We start from the raw sequence: 16,840 nt of genomic DNA, 5'->3' as shown, positions 1-16,840 counted from the left end.
TTAATAACAGCCAAGTAATCTTGGTCTGAACATGCATCGAATCTGTTCCATAAGTCACCTAATATGGCAACTCCGCCAAATCCAATTCTTTTTATTTCTAATAAATTATCAGCATTGATTCCACCTAATGCTATCACTTTAGAGTCGATGATCTTTGCTTTTTGTGCTTCACGTAATTCTTCTGCTGTATAAGTGGAATAGTAATTTACTTTGGAGATACTATCGTAAATTGGACTCATGAATACATAGTCGTAGAAATGTTTTCTATTTTTCACTTCTTCTACGGAATGACATGAACAACTAACATGACCGTCGTAATCGTGGGGTTCATTTGGATTACGTGCATTCAGGTGTATTCCCATCAGATTAAATTCTTCTTTGAGATAAAAGTGCTCATGTGTAACGATTCGCCGATGGTATTTTTCCGGAATAAGCGTTAGCAGGCGCTCTGAATACATAGCCGGAGTCTCCGGTTTTCTAAGATGTAGAATATCCAGTCCCTCTTCGAAGAGAGCAGTAATAATCTTATCTTCTTCAACGAAGAAAGCAGGGGGGGTAACTACTATTAGTTTCATTTCTTTTGTTAGACTGTTAAGTTTAGCAAAGTTAGTAATAAGGTATTTCAGAAACCAACGTTTATAGTGAAAATATGTTAGATTGGAGTGTTCGCAGGTCAATTGTCCATAATTTGTCTGACAAAACATCGCCAAAACCACAGATTATTTTCAGCACTTCTGTTGCTTCAATACTTCCAACAACAGCAGGGGTAATTCCCATAACACCTTTGAACTGAGGAGGTATCTGTTTCATCTCTTCCTCGTCGGGATATAAGTCACGATAGTTTTTTTTGTTTTCCCCATAGTTGAAAACAGAAACTTGACCTTCGAATCCGCATATTGCACCATAGACATATGTTTTTCTTAAATTAACGCATGTATCATTGATCAGATAGCGGGTAGAAAAGTTGTCGCAACCGTCTACTATGATATCATATCTGCTTATGAGTTCGTGTGCATTCCCAGTAGTGAGCCGTGTAGGATAGGAATGCAGGCAGATTTCACTATTGAGTGCAGAGAGTCTTTCGGCAGCACAAACAGCTTTGGAACGATTCATATCAATCTCAGTATACAATATTTGACGTTGCAGGTTGCTGATACTGACATTATCATCGTCTATCAATCCGATAGTTCCGACTCCTGCTCCTGCTAAATAAAGGGCAATGGGAGAGCCTAGCCCTCCCACGCCTACAATCAATACTTTAGCTTTCTTAAGTTTGGCTTGACCTGCTTCCCCAATTTCAGGAAGTATAACTTGTCTGCTGTATCGCATAAATGATTATGGCTTTAAATGATTATAATGGTGAAAATCTCTGGACACCGTTCTTCTGAAGTTGGTCAAAACTTTGGTCCCAATCTTTCCAAACCGGTTCGCGTCCAAGTAATTTTAAGTCACGCTCAACTTCTATTGCTTTCCGTTCATCACTAACATGGAATTGTTCCAATGTTTGCGGATAACTATAATAGCCTCCCGGTTCAGTTTTACTTTCTGCGCTCATGGTAGTTACTCCCAAAGTCGCCATATGATTCCGTATCTCTGCACTTTCACGAGTTGAGTAGGAGATATCTACATCATGGTCGAAAATCCGCATGGCGAAGGTAAGCTGTGCAAGTTCTCTGTCATTCATAATCACATTTGGCTGGAAACCATCATTTTCAGATGGACGCATACGTGGAAAATTGACACTGTATTTAGTTTTCCAATAATGCTTTTGTAAGTAACGGAGATGATAAGCCATCATAGTAACATCCGTTCGCCATTCTTCCAGACCGATTAAGACTCCCATACCGATTTTATGGATACCTGCTTGCCCCATCCGGTCGAAACCATTAACACGCCATTCGAACTTAGATTTCATACCTCTCGGGTGATAAGTTTTATAGTTGGTTTTGTTATAAGTCTCCTGAAAACAGATCACACCATTCAAACCATGATGAGTCAATTCTTCGTATTCTTCGGCTTTAAGAGGCATCACTTCTATTTGCAGATTACTGAAATAAGGTTTTGCTAAATCCAATGCACGGGCAATGTAAGAAACTCCGGCTACGGCAGGGTTTTCTCCAGTAACGAGCAACAAGTTTTCAAAAGGAGCTAATTTTTTGATGGCCTTGTATTCATTAATTATTTCTTCTTCCGTCAGTATGGTTCTTTTCATTGGGTTACTAATGTGAAAACCGCAATAAACGCAAGAATTAGTGCATGAATTGGTGATATAGAGCGGTACAAACATTGAAATTGTCTTGCCGAACCGTTCCATTGTATATTTCTGGCTGAGGCGTGCCATTACTTCCAAGTAAGGAGTAGCGGCAGGTGAGATCAGAGTCATAAAATCATTAACATCCAGATGCTCCTTTTTGCCTAGTACGCGGCGTACATCAGCATCAGTTTTGGAATAGATGGCTTTTGTCGTCTCTTCCCAGGATATTTTTTCTAATTCGTCTGAGAACATAATTAATTTAAGAATTTAAGATTGTTTTCCACTTTTCTTTAAGTCGCGTGATAATCGCATGGCGCAGAAGTTGGGTCCACACATCGTGCAATATTCTCCGTCTATGTGATGTCCGGCACGAAAATAAGTCTGTGCACGTTCCGGATCGAGAGATAAGTCGAATTGGTCTTTCCAACGGAATTCATAGCGGGCTTTGCTCAGTGCATTGTCACGTACCTGTGCTCCCGGGTGACCTTTGGCTAAGTCTGCTGCATGAGCAGCAATTTTATAAGTGATCACACCTACGCGTACATCTTCTTTGTCCGGTAGGGCAAGATGTTCTTTGGGAGTCACATAACAGAGCATAGCTGTACCCAACCATCCAATTTGGGCAGCTCCAATCGCTGAGGTGATATGGTCGTATCCCGGTGCTATATCCGTTACCAACGGACCGAGCGTGTAAAAAGGAGCATCGTGGCATTTCTCAATCTGACGTTCTACGTTTTCTTTGATCTTATGCATGGGAACATGACCCGGGCCTTCGATAAAGGCTTGCACATTCTTTTCCCATGCTCGGAGGACCAACTCTCCCATAGTATCTAATTCTGCAAATTGAGCTTCGTCGTTAGCATCATGAATAGATCCCGGACGAAGTCCGTCTCCTAACGAAACTGCTACATCATATTGTGCCAGAATATCACATATATCATCAAAGTGTTCATACAAGAAACTTTCGCGATTGTTTACCAGACACCATTTACTCATAATACTTCCACCACGGCTGACAATACCGCACAAACGTTTTTCGGCAAGATGAACATTATGACGGCGAATACCAGCATGGATAGTGAAATAATCTACTCCTTGTTCGCATTGCTCAATCAGAGTATCCCGGTAGATTTCCCAAGTCAGGTCTTCAACAACACCATTCACTTTTTCCAGAGCCTGATAAATAGGTACAGTACCTACCGGAACAGGACAGTTACGGATAATCCATTCACGTGTTTCATGAATATTCTCCCCCGTTGATAGATCCATTAATGTATCTCCTCCCCATTTACAACTCCATAATGCTTTTTCTACTTCCTCATCAATGCTGGAAGTAGTGGCGGAATTTCCGATGTTCGTATTGATTTTCACTAGAAAATTACGGCCGATAATCATTGGTTCCCCTTCCGGATGATTAATATTGGCAGGTAGTACAGCTCGCCCTTCTGCTATCTCTTTGCGTACGAATTCGGGAGTAATATGAGTCTCAATTCCCAATTCTTCGCAATTCATATTCTCGCGGATGGCTACATATTCCATTTCAGGTGTAATAATTCCTCGTTTAGCATACGCCATTTGAGTGATTATCTCTCCTTTCTTTGCACGGTAAGGGAGGGCGATATGTTCAAAACGCAAATGATCGAGACTAGAATCGTCACGCCTCATCTGTCCGTATTCTGATGTGATTTCAGAAAGTTTTTCTACATCACCTCGTTCCACAATCCATTCTTCGCGCATACGTGGGAGCCCTTTTTTTAGATCAATGCTCATCTCCGAGTCACTGAATGCTCCACTAGTATCGTAAATGTATATTTCCGGATTAGACGTTGCAATCTTTTCCTTCCCTTCAAAACTGACACTGGGAACTTGTTCAACTTTCCGCATAGCTACACGGATATTCGGATAAAGTTTACCGGACAGATATACTTTCTGAGAGCGGGGAAATTTTATTCTTTGTTCCATATATAATATTTTTTGGACATTTTCTACTTAACTACCTTCTAATTTTATTATATCTTTTCTTATAATTATTCATTTATCTAGAAATGCAGTTAGAGGTGAACTGGCTTCTGCTATGAAATTGGTTGCTTGTAATCCCAATCCGGCTTCGTATGCCCGACGTCCGGCCTCGGTTGCATCCTTAAAGGCTTTTGCCATATCTACCGGATTACCGGCTACCGCTATTGCAGTATTTACCAGAACGGCAGATGCTCCCAATTCCATCGCTTCAGCAGCATGGCTTGGTGCGCCGATACCTGCATCTACAACGACAGGAATACCGGCTTGCTCAATAATAATTTGCAGGAATTCTTTGGTTTGCAATCCCTTATTGGTACCAATTGGAGCTCCAAGGGGCATTACGGTAGCAGCACCGACTTCTTCCAGACGTTTACACAATACAGGGTCTGCTTGACAATAAGGGAGCACTACAAAGCCTAGTTTCACTAATTGCTCTGCGGCTTTCAAAGTTTCGATAGAATCAGGAAGCAAATAACGTGGATCAGGATGGATTTCAAGTTTCAGCCAATTGGTTCCGAATGCTTCACGTGCAAGTTGTGCGGCAAATACAGCTTCTTCCGCATCACGTACACCGGAAGTATTAGGAAGAAGTTGGATATTCGGATGAATGATATGTTTCAGCATATCATCTTCTTTGTTGTCCATGTCGATACGTTTCATTGCAACGGTCACCATTTCTGTGCCAGATGCCAGAATGGCTTGTTTCATTACTTCATTGGAGTTGAATTTTCCTGTTCCCAGGAAAAGGCGGGAATTAAACTCACGTCCCGCAATTACTAACTTTTCCATATTATGGTAATTTTGAATGATGAATTTTCTAAATGATAAATTATTCTATATTTTTCCTGTTAAAGATTTGAACAATGAATAATTAATAACTACACAAAATTCTCTTTGTTTCTTTCACCGGATCTTCTGCTCGTAGAATAGTGCCTGAAAGAGCGATACCGTTTACACCGGTTCGTAGTATATCAGGAATATCTTCATAAGTAATTCCTCCAATTGCAACTACCGGGAGTTCGATTTTGGCATCCTTCATTTGGGAAAGGATAGAAACATAGCCTTCCAGTCCTAAAACCGGACTCAGGTTCTGTTTGGTAGTTGTAAACCGGAAAGGGCCGATACCTAGATAATCAGCTCCGGCACGATAATGCTGTTGGACGTCTTCAAATGTATTAGCAGTACCACCAATGATAAAAGCTTCTCCAAGTATCTGGCGTGCTTTGACGATAGGCATATCTTTTTTGCCTAGATGAACACCATCTACTTCCAGCTTTTTTACCAGTTCTACATGGTCATCTAATAGTAAAATAGCTTCGTGTTTTTTACATAGTGGTTTTAATTGGAGTGCTACGGTTTCTACTTCTTCAAGCGGAGCATCTTTCATGCGTAGTTGAATCCATCTGCATCCTCCTTTGAGTGCCATACGTGCTGATTCGAAGTAAGAGTACAGATCGGTCTGATGGGTGATAAATTGTAGATTGACCATCTTTGTTATCCTCCGCAAGCAGCTTTAATAATTATCAGATTATCATTCTCATGGAGCAGAAAATGTTCCCATTCGGTGCGGGGAATCATTTTGTTGTTTACGGCAATAGCAATACCTTGGAATGGAAGTTCCAATAGCAGAATCAGTTGTGTTAGAGTAGAAACTGGATTTATTTTCACCTCTTTGTTGTTTACTTGTACTTTCATTTTCCTATTAATCTAAATAAGTTGGAAGTAAATACAAAGAGCGTGCTTTTATTGAAGGTAATAAGAAGAAACACAATCCCTACGTCAGTGCTAACTGTATCAGGTTATTAGGGTATAATCTCAGCCTTTTGGGCACCCCTTTGTTTTTACGAAGGCAAAGTAAGTGAAAAAGAAACAGAAAAACATCAAAACTGATTATTATTTTTCATATTTCTGTAGGTTCCTGTTTTTGGATAGGATGGGAGAAAACAAATCTTGCACCATTCTTATAGTTTTTATCAATCCAAATATCACCTCCCATGTATTGTGTCATTAACTTACAAATAGATAATCCCAGTCCTGTTCCCTGTACGAATTCATTGAGTTTTTCAAAACGCTGGAATACAACTTCCTGTTTGTCTTCAGGTATTCCTGAACCGGTATCCGTTACTGAGAATATCATGCATTGATCTTTTTCATTCACTTTATAATCCAATGTGATACTTCCTCCATCGGGAGTAAATTTCATGGCATTGTTCAGTAAATTGATAATGACTTGTTGCAAACGCAATGAATCTGTATAAAGCATATAAGGTTCTTTGGGCATCTGTAAATTGATATCTATATTCTTTGTTTTGTTCCGGTTAGTTAAAATAATCATATTCTGGCAGTGATTCATTAATTCACACCATTCGTAATTGAATTGTAGCCTACCAGATTCCAGACGAGAGATATCCAAGACGTCATTAATTAATTGAAGTAATAAATCTGAATTTGTTTGAATAATATCTGCATACTTTTTTTGCTCATTTGTGGTATCACTTGTATTGATAAGTAGTCCGGAAAACCCGACAATTGCATTTAAAGGTGTTCTTATCTCATGACTCATATTCGAAACAAAAGCACTTTTCATTCTACTAGCTTCTTCGGCATATTCTTTTGCTTTGGTAAGTTCGGCTTCCGACTTTTCCAGTTTCTTTTTATCCTCTTGCAATTGCCAAGTTGTTTTCTCAAGATGATTTTTAAGTACTTTAGTCCGATAGTAATAGTATAGAGAAATGATTAGTCCGGCAATTAACACAATAAATATGAGCAAAATCAGATGTACTTCCGTTTTATATTCTTCCAGAAAAGGCTTTGGCTGATTGATAATAATTGAATTTGGAGGGAGTATTTGGGTTTCGAATCCCCATTCTTTCAGTTTATTTGCATCGAATTTATAAATATTTGGTAATATCTGGACTTCCATAGGGACATTATTCCCTTTATCTAAAAATAGATATGCTTTTTCACCCATGACTTTTCCTACTCCATCATATTGGGGAACATAACCTCCGATCGCCCAATAACCAATTGCGGTAGATGTCATGCTGAATATAGGTAATGAGGGGTTGGCTTGTGAGAAAGCAAAAACAGAATTATTCATGTAGGTGATGCCGCAATTATCTATTCTCCAAATTCCAAGCAACATAACTGAATTACTAGGTAGATTATACAATTGATTCACTGCCATATCAAGGCTGTGAGTGCGTCCGTCGATATAAGTAGTTGATAATTCCGGATAACGTTTCATATTTTTCTTCATCCAAGCATTTTCAGCGAGCCCGTTGTATGTATTATCCGACACAAATACGACATTCTCCATTTTTGGATAGAAGCTTTTCATTAGTTCTATATCCTTATTTACATCATATTGATAAGTGCTGCAGAATTTTACGTTATATGATATCATTAGCTTCGTAAAGTCAATGCTTTGCGGGTCATAGGTCTGTATGTCGATGGAGTCTTCAGGTATGATAATACCGTAACGGGAAGACATTGCACAGAATACGGGTGTTTTCTTATATTTTTCTTCTTTAAGGCTGAAGAAACTTGTCCACGCTTCACCACCTAACAGAACCACTAACTTTGGACTTGGATGTTTTTCAAGAATTTCGATAAGTGTTTTTTTCCACATCTGTGCCTGCTTTAAGTTAGTAGAATTCATATTTTCCACAACGACAGGCGATTTACCACCTAATTTATAATAGGTCTCTACAAATGTATTAATATTGTTATAGGTGTATTGAGTGTCCGAAGTGTAAGAAGTAATGAAAAGAATCTCATTCTTCTTATTCTTTATTTCTGTAGCATTACAAAATGAAGCTAGTAGTATAAAGAAAATAAATATTGTAATTGATCTTTTATTTTCGATGTGTCTGCACATAATTTGTTTTGTGAGGGATCAGGAAGTAGTGCAAAAATACAATTAATGGCTTTAATATGCAATAAAAAAAGTAAAAAAAGAGATCTTTGTGGAATTTTCCACAAAGATCTCTTAATAGTTTAGTTTAATTTTAATAAGACCGGCTACATTCTTTTTTCAACTACATCCCAGTCAATGATATTCCACAAAGCATTTATATGATCAGCACGACGGTTCTGGTAATCCAGATAATAGGAATGTTCCCAAACGTCGAATCCGAGAAGAGGTTTCAATCCGGCACGTACCGGGTTGCTACCGTTAGCTTCTTTGGTAATATGGAGTTTACCGTTCTTATCTACAGACAACCAAGCCCATCCAGACCCGAATAAGCCAACAGCTGCGGCATTAAATTCTTTCTTGAAGTTTTCAAAACCCCCGAAGTCCTGCTTGATGGCTTCTGCCAACTTACCCGTCGGTTCTTTCTTCGAAGGTTTGGGTGCAAATTGCAGGAAATATAAGTTATGATTCAATACCTGTCCGGCATTATTGAAGATAGCTCCATCTGGAGCAGTCGCAACAATTTCTTCCACTGTTTTACCTTCATATTCTGTTCCCGGCACAAGGCTGTTTAGGTTGTTTACATACGTTTGTAGGTGCTTACCGTAATGAAAATCAATGGTTTGCTGACTGATTACAGGTTCCAGCGCATTGTTCGCGTAAGGAAGTCTAGGCATTTCGTAAGTCATGGTCATAAATATTAAAGACATTAATATAGTATTCATATTGTCCAAATTTTAAATGGATGCTTTATATAGTAATAACAACTTCTAAGATAAAATGGTTCACTGCTCCTTGTCTTTATTTATAGATGAATTGGACGCGTTCTACATTTTGAGGATCATCGTAGTTAGTTCGGCATACCCATTGTCCAGTATTATCATATTCGTAATAAGAATTACCATCAATCCGGTTACCATATTCATCATACATACAGGTTAAAAATCCATTGGTTTTTTGGTTATTGCTGGAAATCCTTTGATAGACAATTCGGTTAAGATAACCATATTTATCGTATTCATATACCTCCTTTTGTGAAAGGACCTGAGCTGGAGAATTGGTAAATTGCAGATTCTGGTGTTGTGATTCTATCATCCTTCCTTTATCGTCATACTTGTTTACGGTAGATGTTTTTAGTTCTCCATTTTTATCATATTCTTTCATTTCCGTTACCAATCCCTGTTTGTTGTAGTTGCTGATAACCAGTTTGCCATCTGTATATTTGAGCGAATCGCTTTCAATACTTCCATCAGTACCGAAGTGACGTATTCTCCTGTAAAAATCTGTTTGAGTTTTCGGGTCTGTTTTTACTTCGAAGATACAGTGTCCCAATGGGTCATATAACATACTGGTTTTTTCCTGATTGATAGTCTGACCGTTTTTCTCGGTGATGGATACGATGGATAATATTTGTCTCTTATCATTGTAGGAGTATGTAGTCGAGCGAATTCCGATACTGTCGTTTTCACTCACCTTCATCAAACACCCCTGATTATAGTGCTTCACACAATTAGGCGTAGAGACAATAGTTTGTAAGATGAATGTCTGGCGCAATGCGTTCGCCTGATCACGGAATTCCTTATATTTATGTGTCGCAAGGAAATTCTTCAATGCGTTCAGTGATTCAGAACTAGTTAAAGTCGTTTTTAGTAGTTCAAAATCGGCTTTTTCGCTGATATATTCCAGCTCGTTCAAATGAGTCCGTTCCGAAGAAGTTAGATAGGGCGAATTCTTATATTCGTCAATGATTTGTCGGATAGCAGCAGCATTTCCTTTTTTTTGAAGTGTATCGATATTCTGAAACAGAAAATTATCATAGAGTGTGCGGACTTCTCCAAGATAGGGACGCGGACCTTTATCCTGGAAAAACTTTTGCATCGCCACATCTTCAAAGAATGCTTTGAAATTTTCCGGATTCGGAGAGCTTTTTACAAGCTGATAGAGCCGTTTGTTTTCGGCTGTATTGACTTGAGAGATGAATTTACCATTCGGATATTCTTTAATATAAATTTGATAGGTTTGAAGAGTGGGAGTACTCAACATACTTTCCATCAAAGCCAATTCACGGGTACTTTCTATCTTTTCTAATAATACAGAGTCCATCGGGTAACCAGTGGTACGAATACTGTCTATTAATATCCGGCTGAAAAGTATTTTATTTTTCGAAATCTCTAATAGGTCGATAATTGATTTATTGGCTCTGTTTCGTATGTTGGATAATTCGATATTATCAGCTTTACAGATTTCAGGAAAATAAGCTTTGGCTGCTTTATCGTAACTTCCGAAATAGTTGGTGGCCGCTTTCTCACTTTGCTTATTCCATAATTGGTCGAGAATATCCATTAATGATAGAGCATTAGCATAATATGCCTGCGTTTCATCGTCCAGTTTTTCACGGTTCTTTTGCCACTTCTCAGTGTCATTGTCATTTAGATACCTTAACAGTTTTTCCATGCGACCCTGTTTCTGTGCTATTGCCTGTGGGGTACACGTGGCTAGACAGATGCCGAAAATGATCGATAATAATATATTCTTTTTCATTGTTTTGGGGGTTAGGTTAAAATAGTTAGTGATGAAATTTCACAAAAATATCTTCATTATCGAATGATTATTATACTTTTGTCGTATTGAAACAAATTTGAATGCCAAGGGTTTGTTAAAAATCCCCATAGTTTTTATAATGCTGTTATGAATATCAATTATATAGAGGAATTGAACGAGAGTCAGTGTGAGGCAGTTAAATACAACGATGGTCCTTCTCTGGTGATAGCCGGTGCCGGCTCCGGAAAGACGCGTGTTTTGACTTATAAAATCGCGTATTTGCTTGAGAACGGTTATAATCCGTGGAACATTCTGGCACTGACTTTTACCAACAAAGCAGCGCGGGAGATGAAAGAGCGTATTGCCCGTCAGGTCGGTATGGAACGGGCCCGCTATTTATGGATGGGGACTTTCCATTCTGTCTTTTCACGTATTCTCCGTGCCGAAGCACAACATATTGGATTTACTTCCCAATTCACCATTTATGATTCTGCCGATAGTAAGAGCCTCATTCGTTCCATTATTAAAGAAATGGGACTGGATGAGAAAACTTATAAGCCAGGAGTCGTTCAGGCACGTATATCGAATGCAAAGAACCACCTTGTTTCTCCTTCAGGCTATGCAGCGAATAAAGAGGCTTATGAAGGGGATATGGCAGTCAAGATGCCTGCTATTCGTGATATATACAGTCGTTATTGGGAGAGATGTCGTCAGGCCGGAGCAATGGATTTCGATGATTTGCTAGTCTATACCTATATCTTGTTCCGTGATTTTCCGGAAGTATTGGCACGTTATCGTGAGCAGTTCCGGTATATACTTGTAGACGAGTATCAAGATACCAATTATGCACAGCACAGCATTGTTTTGCAACTGACAAAGGAAAACCAGCATGTCTGTGTTGTAGGTGATGATGCGCAGAGTATCTATTCTTTCCGTGGAGCAGATATTGATAACATTCTTTATTTTACGAAAGTATATCCCAATACGAAGGTTTTCAAATTGGAACAGAATTACCGTTCTACACAGACCATTGTTTGTGCCGCAAATAGTTTGATTGAAAAGAATGAGCGTCAAATCCGTAAAGAAGTATTTTCCGAGAAAGAAAAAGGAGAGCCGATTGGAGTCTTTCAAGCTTATAGTGATGTGGAAGAGGGTGATATTGTAGCAAACAAGATAGCAGAACTACGTCGGATAAAAGATTACGGATATGCAGATTTTGCTATTTTATACCGGACGAATGCGCAAAGTCGTATTTTTGAGGAAGCTCTTCGTAAACGGAGTATGCCATATAAAATTTATGGAGGACTTTCATTCTATCAGCGTAAGGAGATTAAAGACGTTATTGCATATTTTCGTTTGGTAGTGAATCCTAATGATGAAGAGGCATTCAAGCGTATCATTAACTATCCTGCTCGGGGAATCGGAGATACTACCGTTGGTAAAATCATATCTGCCGCAACGTTGAATGGTGTAAGTCTTTGGACTGTACTTTGTGAACCATTGAGCTATGGGCTGACGATCAACAAAGGAACTCATGCAAAACTGCAGGGATTCCGTGAGTTGATAGACGGTTTTATCACTGCCCAGGCAGATGAGAATGCATATAAGATCGGTACGGATATCATCCGTCAATCCGGTATTATCAATGATGTTTTTCAGGATACTTCTCCTGAAAATCTGAGTAGAAAAGAAAATATAGAAGAATTGGTGAATGGAATGAATGATTTTTGTGCTTTGCGTCAAGAAGAAGGTAATCCGAACATTTCTTTGACAGATTTTCTCTCTGAGATAGCTTTGCTTACAGATCAGGATTCAGACAAAGCGGATGACGGAGAAAAGATAACCTTAATGACTGTCCATTCTGCCAAAGGACTGGAATTTAAGAATGTTTTTGTAGTCGGTTTGGAAGAAAATCTGTTTCCCAGTGGTATGGTAGGAAATTCTCCTCGTGCTTTGGAAGAAGAACGGCGCCTGTTCTATGTAGCGATTACCCGTGCAGAAGAACATTGTTTTCTGTCATTTGCCAAAACTCGTTTCCGTTATGGAAAGATGGAATTTGGAAGTCCAAGCCGTTTCCTACGTGATATTGATACACATTTCCTCCAGTTACCCCATGAAGCGGGAGTCAGTCGTTCTGTGGATGAAGGAGCAGGACGTTTCCGTAGGGAAATTGAAGGAGGGTTTACCCGTTCAGCTTCTTCTTCACGTGCTCCGTTTGGTAATTTTTCAGCTGATCAGGAACGGCGTCCGAAAGAACAGATCATTGCTCCTACAGTACCGAGAAATTTGAAAAAAGTAAGTTCGGTGAGTACTAGTGCCTCTTCTTCTACTACTTTTTCGGATACGGTTCCCATTATGGGAGTACAAGCCGGACAGATGATAGAACATGAACGTTTTGGCTTAGGAGAGGTTATAACAGTGGAAGGTACAGGTGATAATGCGAAAGCAACGATCCACTTCAAAAATGCAGGTGATAAACAACTATTGTTGCGTTTTGCACGTTTTAAAGTAGTAGATTAATATACTCAAATTATATAGGTGTCATGAAGAAACAAGTAACAGTAATTCTGCTCTCTGCTCTGATTTTGAGTGGATGTGCGTCAGGACGTATGGGAAATCCGGGAGCTATTATGGCAGGTGCTACTATCGGAGGAAGTTTAGGCGGATCTATCGGTGGACTGATTGGCGACAATAATCATGGCTGGAGAGGCGGGTATCGTGGCTCTGCTATTGGAAATATTGTGGGTACCATTGCCGGTGCTGCGATTGGTAATGCTTTGACGACTCCGAGGCAAGAACCGTTAGAGGAGTATGCTTATGTTCCTGAAGTTAGAGAAGTTTATGACAAACCTCAAGCGAAGTCGAATAAAATTCGTCCTCAAATACAGCGTCCTTTACCACAGTTGAAGTTGCATAAGATTCGTTTTATTGATGATAACCGTAACCATGTGATTGATGCAGGAGAAAGTAGTAAGATTATTTTTGAGGTGATGAATGAAGGCAAAACTCCTGTATATGATATTGTTCCTATTGTGGAGACTGTTGGCAAAGTGAAGAATATAGGAATTTCTCCTTCTGTGATGGTCGAAGAGATCCTTCCGGGTGAGGGTATTCGATATACTGCTACCATTTATGCCGGTTCTAAATTGAAAGATGGTGAGATCACTTTCCGTGTTGCAGTATCTGATGAAAACGGAAAGATTTGTGATGCTCATGAGTTTACGTTACCTACTCAACGCTGAGAAGAACTGCATCAAAAATATAGTTTTTATATGATCACATGATGTGCCTCTTAATGATTATATCATCCTGAGTACATGATGTAATCATTGAGAGGATAGTGTAATTCTTTTTTTGATTGTAAAACAAACTATTTGGCAGTGGGAAGCAAGCCTTTCTTTTAAAAACGGAAAGGAATCATTTGTATACATCTTTGATCAATGTTTTGTTTAGTAATTCAAATATGTAAGTTGAATGATAAGTTTATTTATATATTCTATCATATATTTACCAATTGTTTCCTGCGTTACTACTGCCGATAAGCATTTCTACTCGTTGTTTATACAGATTAGCACTTTCAGCTATATTTTTTCCTGTATCTGTAGTTCCCATTCCATAAACGACAATAGGTGTTTGCCATGACATTCCTGCATGAATAGCACTTACTTGATAGGGACGCAAAAGTTCATCTGTAGTGAAGCGGTTTTTACCTCCACTGCGCTAAGCTTCGTATTCGGAGCCTGTTGAGGTTACTACAGTCAATGATTTCCCAGCCACTGCCGGAGTCTTGGATTAAAAAGTAAATACTTCGTCCTGCCATTTTTCAACAGAGAAGGAGCAGACATTCAATAGAATGGAAACTGATAAATGATGGCAGAAGCGTCAGAGATAATCTTACTCCATTCGTCCACATTAAAAGTAGCGTCTTGCATTTCGTAGAGATTAAATATAGCTATTCCTTCAATGTCTTTAACTGCATTAAGTAATGCTTTATTAGCTTGAGATTCCTTAAAATTAGGATGAGCCAAAAGAATTACTACTTTTCTTAAATCTTTATTCATAATCATTTGGGTATTTAGGATAAAATATTTTTGTATCTTATATATAAGATACAAAAACAAGAAAAGGTTATCGAAAAACTATCTCTTAATAATAAATATGTAGTGTCATTTAGCAAAGTTTTAAAACTAGTTTGACTTTATTATTGTATTAAGTTTTAAATATCTTGTTTCTATAGATTAATATGATTTGAGTAGTATCCCTTTCTGCTTTATACTATTTTAATGTGAAGTAATGATTTGCAACTAGAATGTTTTTATTTTCTTATCGGTATTGACCTTAAAATGAAAAAGTGTTGTATTTTTGCAAGCACGTTAAAATAGAACGTTTTATTTAGCTAAGAATTATATATGATAAATTTTACTCTATTTCCTTCTCCTTGTTATATCATGGAAGAAGAACTAATAAGAAAAAACCTAAGTTTGATCAAAAGTGTGGCTGACAGGGCAGGAGTGGAGATCATTCTAGCTTTCAAGTCATTTGCCATGTGGCGTTCTTTTCCAATATTTCGTGAATATATTGATCATTCTACGGCAAGTTCCGTTTATGAAGCTCGTTTGGCGCTGGAAGAATTTGGTAGCAAGGCACATACCTATTCTCCGGCATATACAGAACAGGATTTTCCGGAAATAATGCGTTGCAGTAGTCATATCACTTTTAATTCTTTGTCACAATTTCAACGCTTTTATCCGGTGATGGTTGCAGAGGGAAGCGGTATTTCTTGCGGTATCCGTATTAATCCCGAATATTCGGAAGTAGAAACTGAACTTTATAATCCTTGTGCGCCTGGTACTCGCTTTGGCATTACTGCTGATTTGTTGCCTGAAATCTTGCCACAAGGGATTGAAGGTTTTCATTGCCATTGTCATTGCGAATCTTCTTCTTTTGAGCTGGAACGTACGTTACAGCATTTGGAAAAGAAATTTGCTTGTTGGTTTCCACAGATTAAATGGTTAAATCTGGGAGGCGGTCATCTGATAACACGGAAAGATTATGATACAGAGCATTTGATAAAACTGTTACAAGGATTAAAAGCACGTCATCCTCATCTGCATATTATTATGGAACCTGGTTCGGCTTTTACTTGGCAGACGGGGGTATTGACTTCTGAAGTAGTAGATATTGTGGAGAGCCGTGGAATTAAGACTGCTATCTTGAATGTCAGTTTTACTTGTCATATGCCCGATTGTCTGGAAATGCCATATCAGCCAACTGTCCGTGGAGCAGAGATGGGCAATGAAGGAAAATTTATTTATCGTCTTGGTGGCAATTCTTGTTTGAGTGGTGATTATATGGGTTTTTGGAGTTTTGATCATGAATTACAGATTGGCGAGCGGATTGTGTTCGAAGATATGATTCATTATACAATAGTAAAGACAAATATGTTTAACGGTATTCATCACCCGGCTATTGCCCTGTGGACAAAAGAAGGAAAGGCTGAAATATACAAGCAATTTTCTTATGAAGATTATCGTAACAGAATGAGTTGATAATCAAAACAATTGTTTTTAGTGGGTGCAGAGTGAACAGATTATAGTGAAAAAAGTATGCAGAATGTTTGCAGGTTTACGGAATTTGTCTACCTTTGCAACCGCAAACAAAAAAATGCGGAAATAGCTCAGTTGGTAGAGCATAACCTTGCCAAGGTTAGGGTCGCGAGTTCGAGTCTCGTTTTCCGCTCATATTTCTTTGAAATGTTGGAAATAAATCTTTGCCCAGGTGGCGGAATTGGTAGACGCGCACGTTTCAGGTGCGTGTGTCGCGAGGCATGCAGGTTCGAGTCCTGTTCTGGGCACAGAGATTAACTTTAATTCTGGAGAGGTGGCGGAATTGGTAGACGCGCTACTTTGAGGGGGTAGTGACAGTTATGTCGTGGGAGTTCGAGTCTCCTTCTCTTCACAAGTAATTAAAGTTCTTTTGCGGAAATAGCTCAGTTGGTAGAGCATAACCTTGCCAAGGTTAGGGTCGCGAGTTCGAGTCTCGTTTTCCGCTCTTATTTCTTTGAAATATTGAAACTAAGTTTTGCCCAGGTGGCGGAATTGGTAGACGCG

General features: G+C 38.8%; 13 protein-coding genes, 4 tRNA genes, 1 pseudogene and 1 riboswitch. Of the genes and pseudogenes, 7 read left to right on the top strand and 11 right to left on the bottom strand.

Annotated elements, in window-relative coordinates:
• The 10 genes from PHO71_RS23460 to PHO71_RS23415 form a co-directional block, all read right to left on the bottom strand.
• The coding region (locus tag PHO71_RS23460; protein WP_300208273.1) for a thiamine phosphate synthase at window positions 1-575 on the bottom strand (575 nt) is incomplete at its 3' end.
• 61 nt (window positions 576-636) lie between these two features.
• Window positions 637-1,329 (bottom strand): HesA/MoeB/ThiF family protein, encoded by a 693-nt coding sequence (locus PHO71_RS23455; RefSeq protein ID WP_300208272.1) that lies wholly within the window; start codon window positions 1,327-1,329, stop codon window positions 637-639.
• A gap of 22 nt (window positions 1,330-1,351) precedes the next feature.
• Window positions 1,352-2,506, bottom strand: coding sequence for a 2-iminoacetate synthase ThiH (gene thiH / locus PHO71_RS23450; RefSeq protein WP_300208270.1), 1,155 nt, complete (start codon window positions 2,504-2,506; stop codon window positions 1,352-1,354).
• 15 nt (window positions 2,507-2,521) lie between these two features.
• Window positions 2,522-4,216 (bottom strand): phosphomethylpyrimidine synthase ThiC, encoded by a 1,695-nt coding sequence (thiC, locus tag PHO71_RS23445; protein ID WP_300208269.1) that lies wholly within the window; start codon window positions 4,214-4,216, stop codon window positions 2,522-2,524.
• Window positions 4,217-4,285: 69 nt separating this feature from the next.
• Window positions 4,286-5,062 (bottom strand): thiazole synthase, encoded by a 777-nt coding sequence (locus tag PHO71_RS23440; protein WP_300208268.1) that lies wholly within the window; start codon window positions 5,060-5,062, stop codon window positions 4,286-4,288.
• An 82-nt stretch (window positions 5,063-5,144) separates the two neighbouring features.
• Window positions 5,145-5,762 (bottom strand): thiamine phosphate synthase, encoded by a 618-nt coding sequence (locus tag PHO71_RS23435; protein WP_300208267.1) that lies wholly within the window; start codon window positions 5,760-5,762, stop codon window positions 5,145-5,147.
• A 5-nt stretch (window positions 5,763-5,767) separates the two neighbouring features.
• Window positions 5,768-5,968: a sulfur carrier protein ThiS gene (gene thiS / locus PHO71_RS23430; protein WP_300208265.1), complete on the bottom strand. Its 201-nt coding sequence runs from the start codon at window positions 5,966-5,968 to the stop codon at window positions 5,768-5,770.
• 59 nt (window positions 5,969-6,027) lie between these two features.
• Window positions 6,028-6,118, bottom strand: a riboswitch (TPP riboswitch).
• 55 nt (window positions 6,119-6,173) lie between these two features.
• Window positions 6,174-8,153 carry a HAMP domain-containing sensor histidine kinase gene (locus tag PHO71_RS23425; RefSeq protein WP_300208264.1) on the bottom strand — a complete coding sequence of 660 codons (1,980 nt, stop codon included), beginning with the start codon at window positions 8,151-8,153 and terminating at the stop codon, window positions 6,174-6,176.
• A gap of 143 nt (window positions 8,154-8,296) precedes the next feature.
• The gene (locus PHO71_RS23420) at window positions 8,297-8,914 is read right to left on the bottom strand and encodes a superoxide dismutase (protein WP_300208263.1); all 618 of its coding nucleotides are present in this window, start codon (window positions 8,912-8,914) and stop codon (window positions 8,297-8,299) included.
• 76 nt (window positions 8,915-8,990) lie between these two features.
• On the bottom strand, window positions 8,991-10,730 hold the full coding sequence (locus PHO71_RS23415; RefSeq protein WP_300208261.1) for an RHS repeat protein: 1,740 nt from the start codon (window positions 10,728-10,730) through the stop codon (window positions 8,991-8,993).
• A gap of 147 nt (window positions 10,731-10,877) precedes the next feature.
• Here PHO71_RS23415 and PHO71_RS23410 point away from each other — a divergent pair, with 147 nt between their 5' ends.
• Both PHO71_RS23410 and PHO71_RS23405 read left to right on the top strand, forming a co-directional pair.
• Window positions 10,878-13,250 (top strand): ATP-dependent helicase, encoded by a 2,373-nt coding sequence (locus PHO71_RS23410; RefSeq protein WP_300208258.1) that lies wholly within the window; start codon window positions 10,878-10,880, stop codon window positions 13,248-13,250.
• A 23-nt stretch (window positions 13,251-13,273) separates the two neighbouring features.
• On the top strand, window positions 13,274-13,972 hold the full coding sequence (locus tag PHO71_RS23405; protein WP_300208255.1) for a glycine zipper family protein: 699 nt from the start codon (window positions 13,274-13,276) through the stop codon (window positions 13,970-13,972).
• 265 nt (window positions 13,973-14,237) lie between these two features.
• Here the strand turns inward: PHO71_RS23405 and PHO71_RS23400 are convergent.
• Window positions 14,238-14,791: pseudogene (locus PHO71_RS23400) on the bottom strand (NAD(P)H-dependent oxidoreductase).
• Window positions 14,792-15,139: 348 nt separating this feature from the next.
• On the opposite strand from PHO71_RS23400, the gene nspC reads away from it, so the two are divergent.
• The 5 genes from nspC to PHO71_RS23375 all read left to right on the top strand — a co-directional run bounded on the left by nspC (window position 15,140) and on the right by PHO71_RS23375 (window position 16,781).
• Window positions 15,140-16,279, top strand: coding sequence for a carboxynorspermidine decarboxylase (gene nspC, locus PHO71_RS23395; protein ID WP_300208253.1), 1,140 nt, complete (start codon window positions 15,140-15,142; stop codon window positions 16,277-16,279).
• Window positions 16,280-16,396: 117 nt separating this feature from the next.
• Window positions 16,397-16,469, top strand: a tRNA-Gly gene (locus PHO71_RS23390).
• 33 nt (window positions 16,470-16,502) lie between these two features.
• Window positions 16,503-16,584, top strand: a tRNA-Leu gene (locus PHO71_RS23385).
• A 20-nt stretch (window positions 16,585-16,604) separates the two neighbouring features.
• Window positions 16,605-16,688 (top strand) — tRNA-Leu (locus PHO71_RS23380).
• Window positions 16,689-16,708: 20 nt separating this feature from the next.
• Window positions 16,709-16,781: transfer RNA gene (locus PHO71_RS23375), tRNA-Gly, on the top strand.
• Window positions 16,782-16,840: the final 59 nt, after the last annotated feature.

Origin of the sequence: Bacteroides sp., from assembly GCF_028690125.1 — a bacterium.
In the GTDB taxonomy this organism is placed as follows: domain Bacteria; phylum Bacteroidota; class Bacteroidia; order Bacteroidales; family Bacteroidaceae; genus Bacteroides.
The sequence above is the reverse complement of the archived record's forward strand: the minus strand, read 5'-3'. Positions and strand labels throughout refer to the sequence as shown.

Coding starts and splice junctions, on each gene's coding strand:
- PHO71_RS23415 (WP_300208261.1), bottom strand. CDS start 10,730: ATGAAAAAGAATATATTATTATCGATCATTTTCGGCATCTGTCTAGCC.
- PHO71_RS23435 (WP_300208267.1), bottom strand. CDS start 5,762: ATGGTCAATCTACAATTTATCACCCATCAGACCGATCTGTACTCTTAC.
- PHO71_RS23405 (WP_300208255.1), top strand. CDS start 13,274: ATGAAGAAACAAGTAACAGTAATTCTGCTCTCTGCTCTGATTTTGAGT.
- nspC (WP_300208253.1), top strand. CDS start 15,140: ATGATAAATTTTACTCTATTTCCTTCTCCTTGTTATATCATGGAAGAA.
- PHO71_RS23410 (WP_300208258.1), top strand. CDS start 10,878: ATGAATATCAATTATATAGAGGAATTGAACGAGAGTCAGTGTGAGGCA.
- PHO71_RS23425 (WP_300208264.1), bottom strand. CDS start 8,153: ATGTGCAGACACATCGAAAATAAAAGATCAATTACAATATTTATTTTC.
- PHO71_RS23455 (WP_300208272.1), bottom strand. CDS start 1,329: ATGCGATACAGCAGACAAGTTATACTTCCTGAAATTGGGGAAGCAGGT.
- thiC (WP_300208269.1), bottom strand. CDS start 4,216: ATGGAACAAAGAATAAAATTTCCCCGCTCTCAGAAAGTATATCTGTCC.
- thiS (WP_300208265.1), bottom strand. CDS start 5,968: ATGAAAGTACAAGTAAACAACAAAGAGGTGAAAATAAATCCAGTTTCT.
- PHO71_RS23420 (WP_300208263.1), bottom strand. CDS start 8,914: ATGAATACTATATTAATGTCTTTAATATTTATGACCATGACTTACGAA.
- PHO71_RS23440 (WP_300208268.1), bottom strand. CDS start 5,062: ATGGAAAAGTTAGTAATTGCGGGACGTGAGTTTAATTCCCGCCTTTTC.
- thiH (WP_300208270.1), bottom strand. CDS start 2,506: ATGTTCTCAGACGAATTAGAAAAAATATCCTGGGAAGAGACGACAAAA.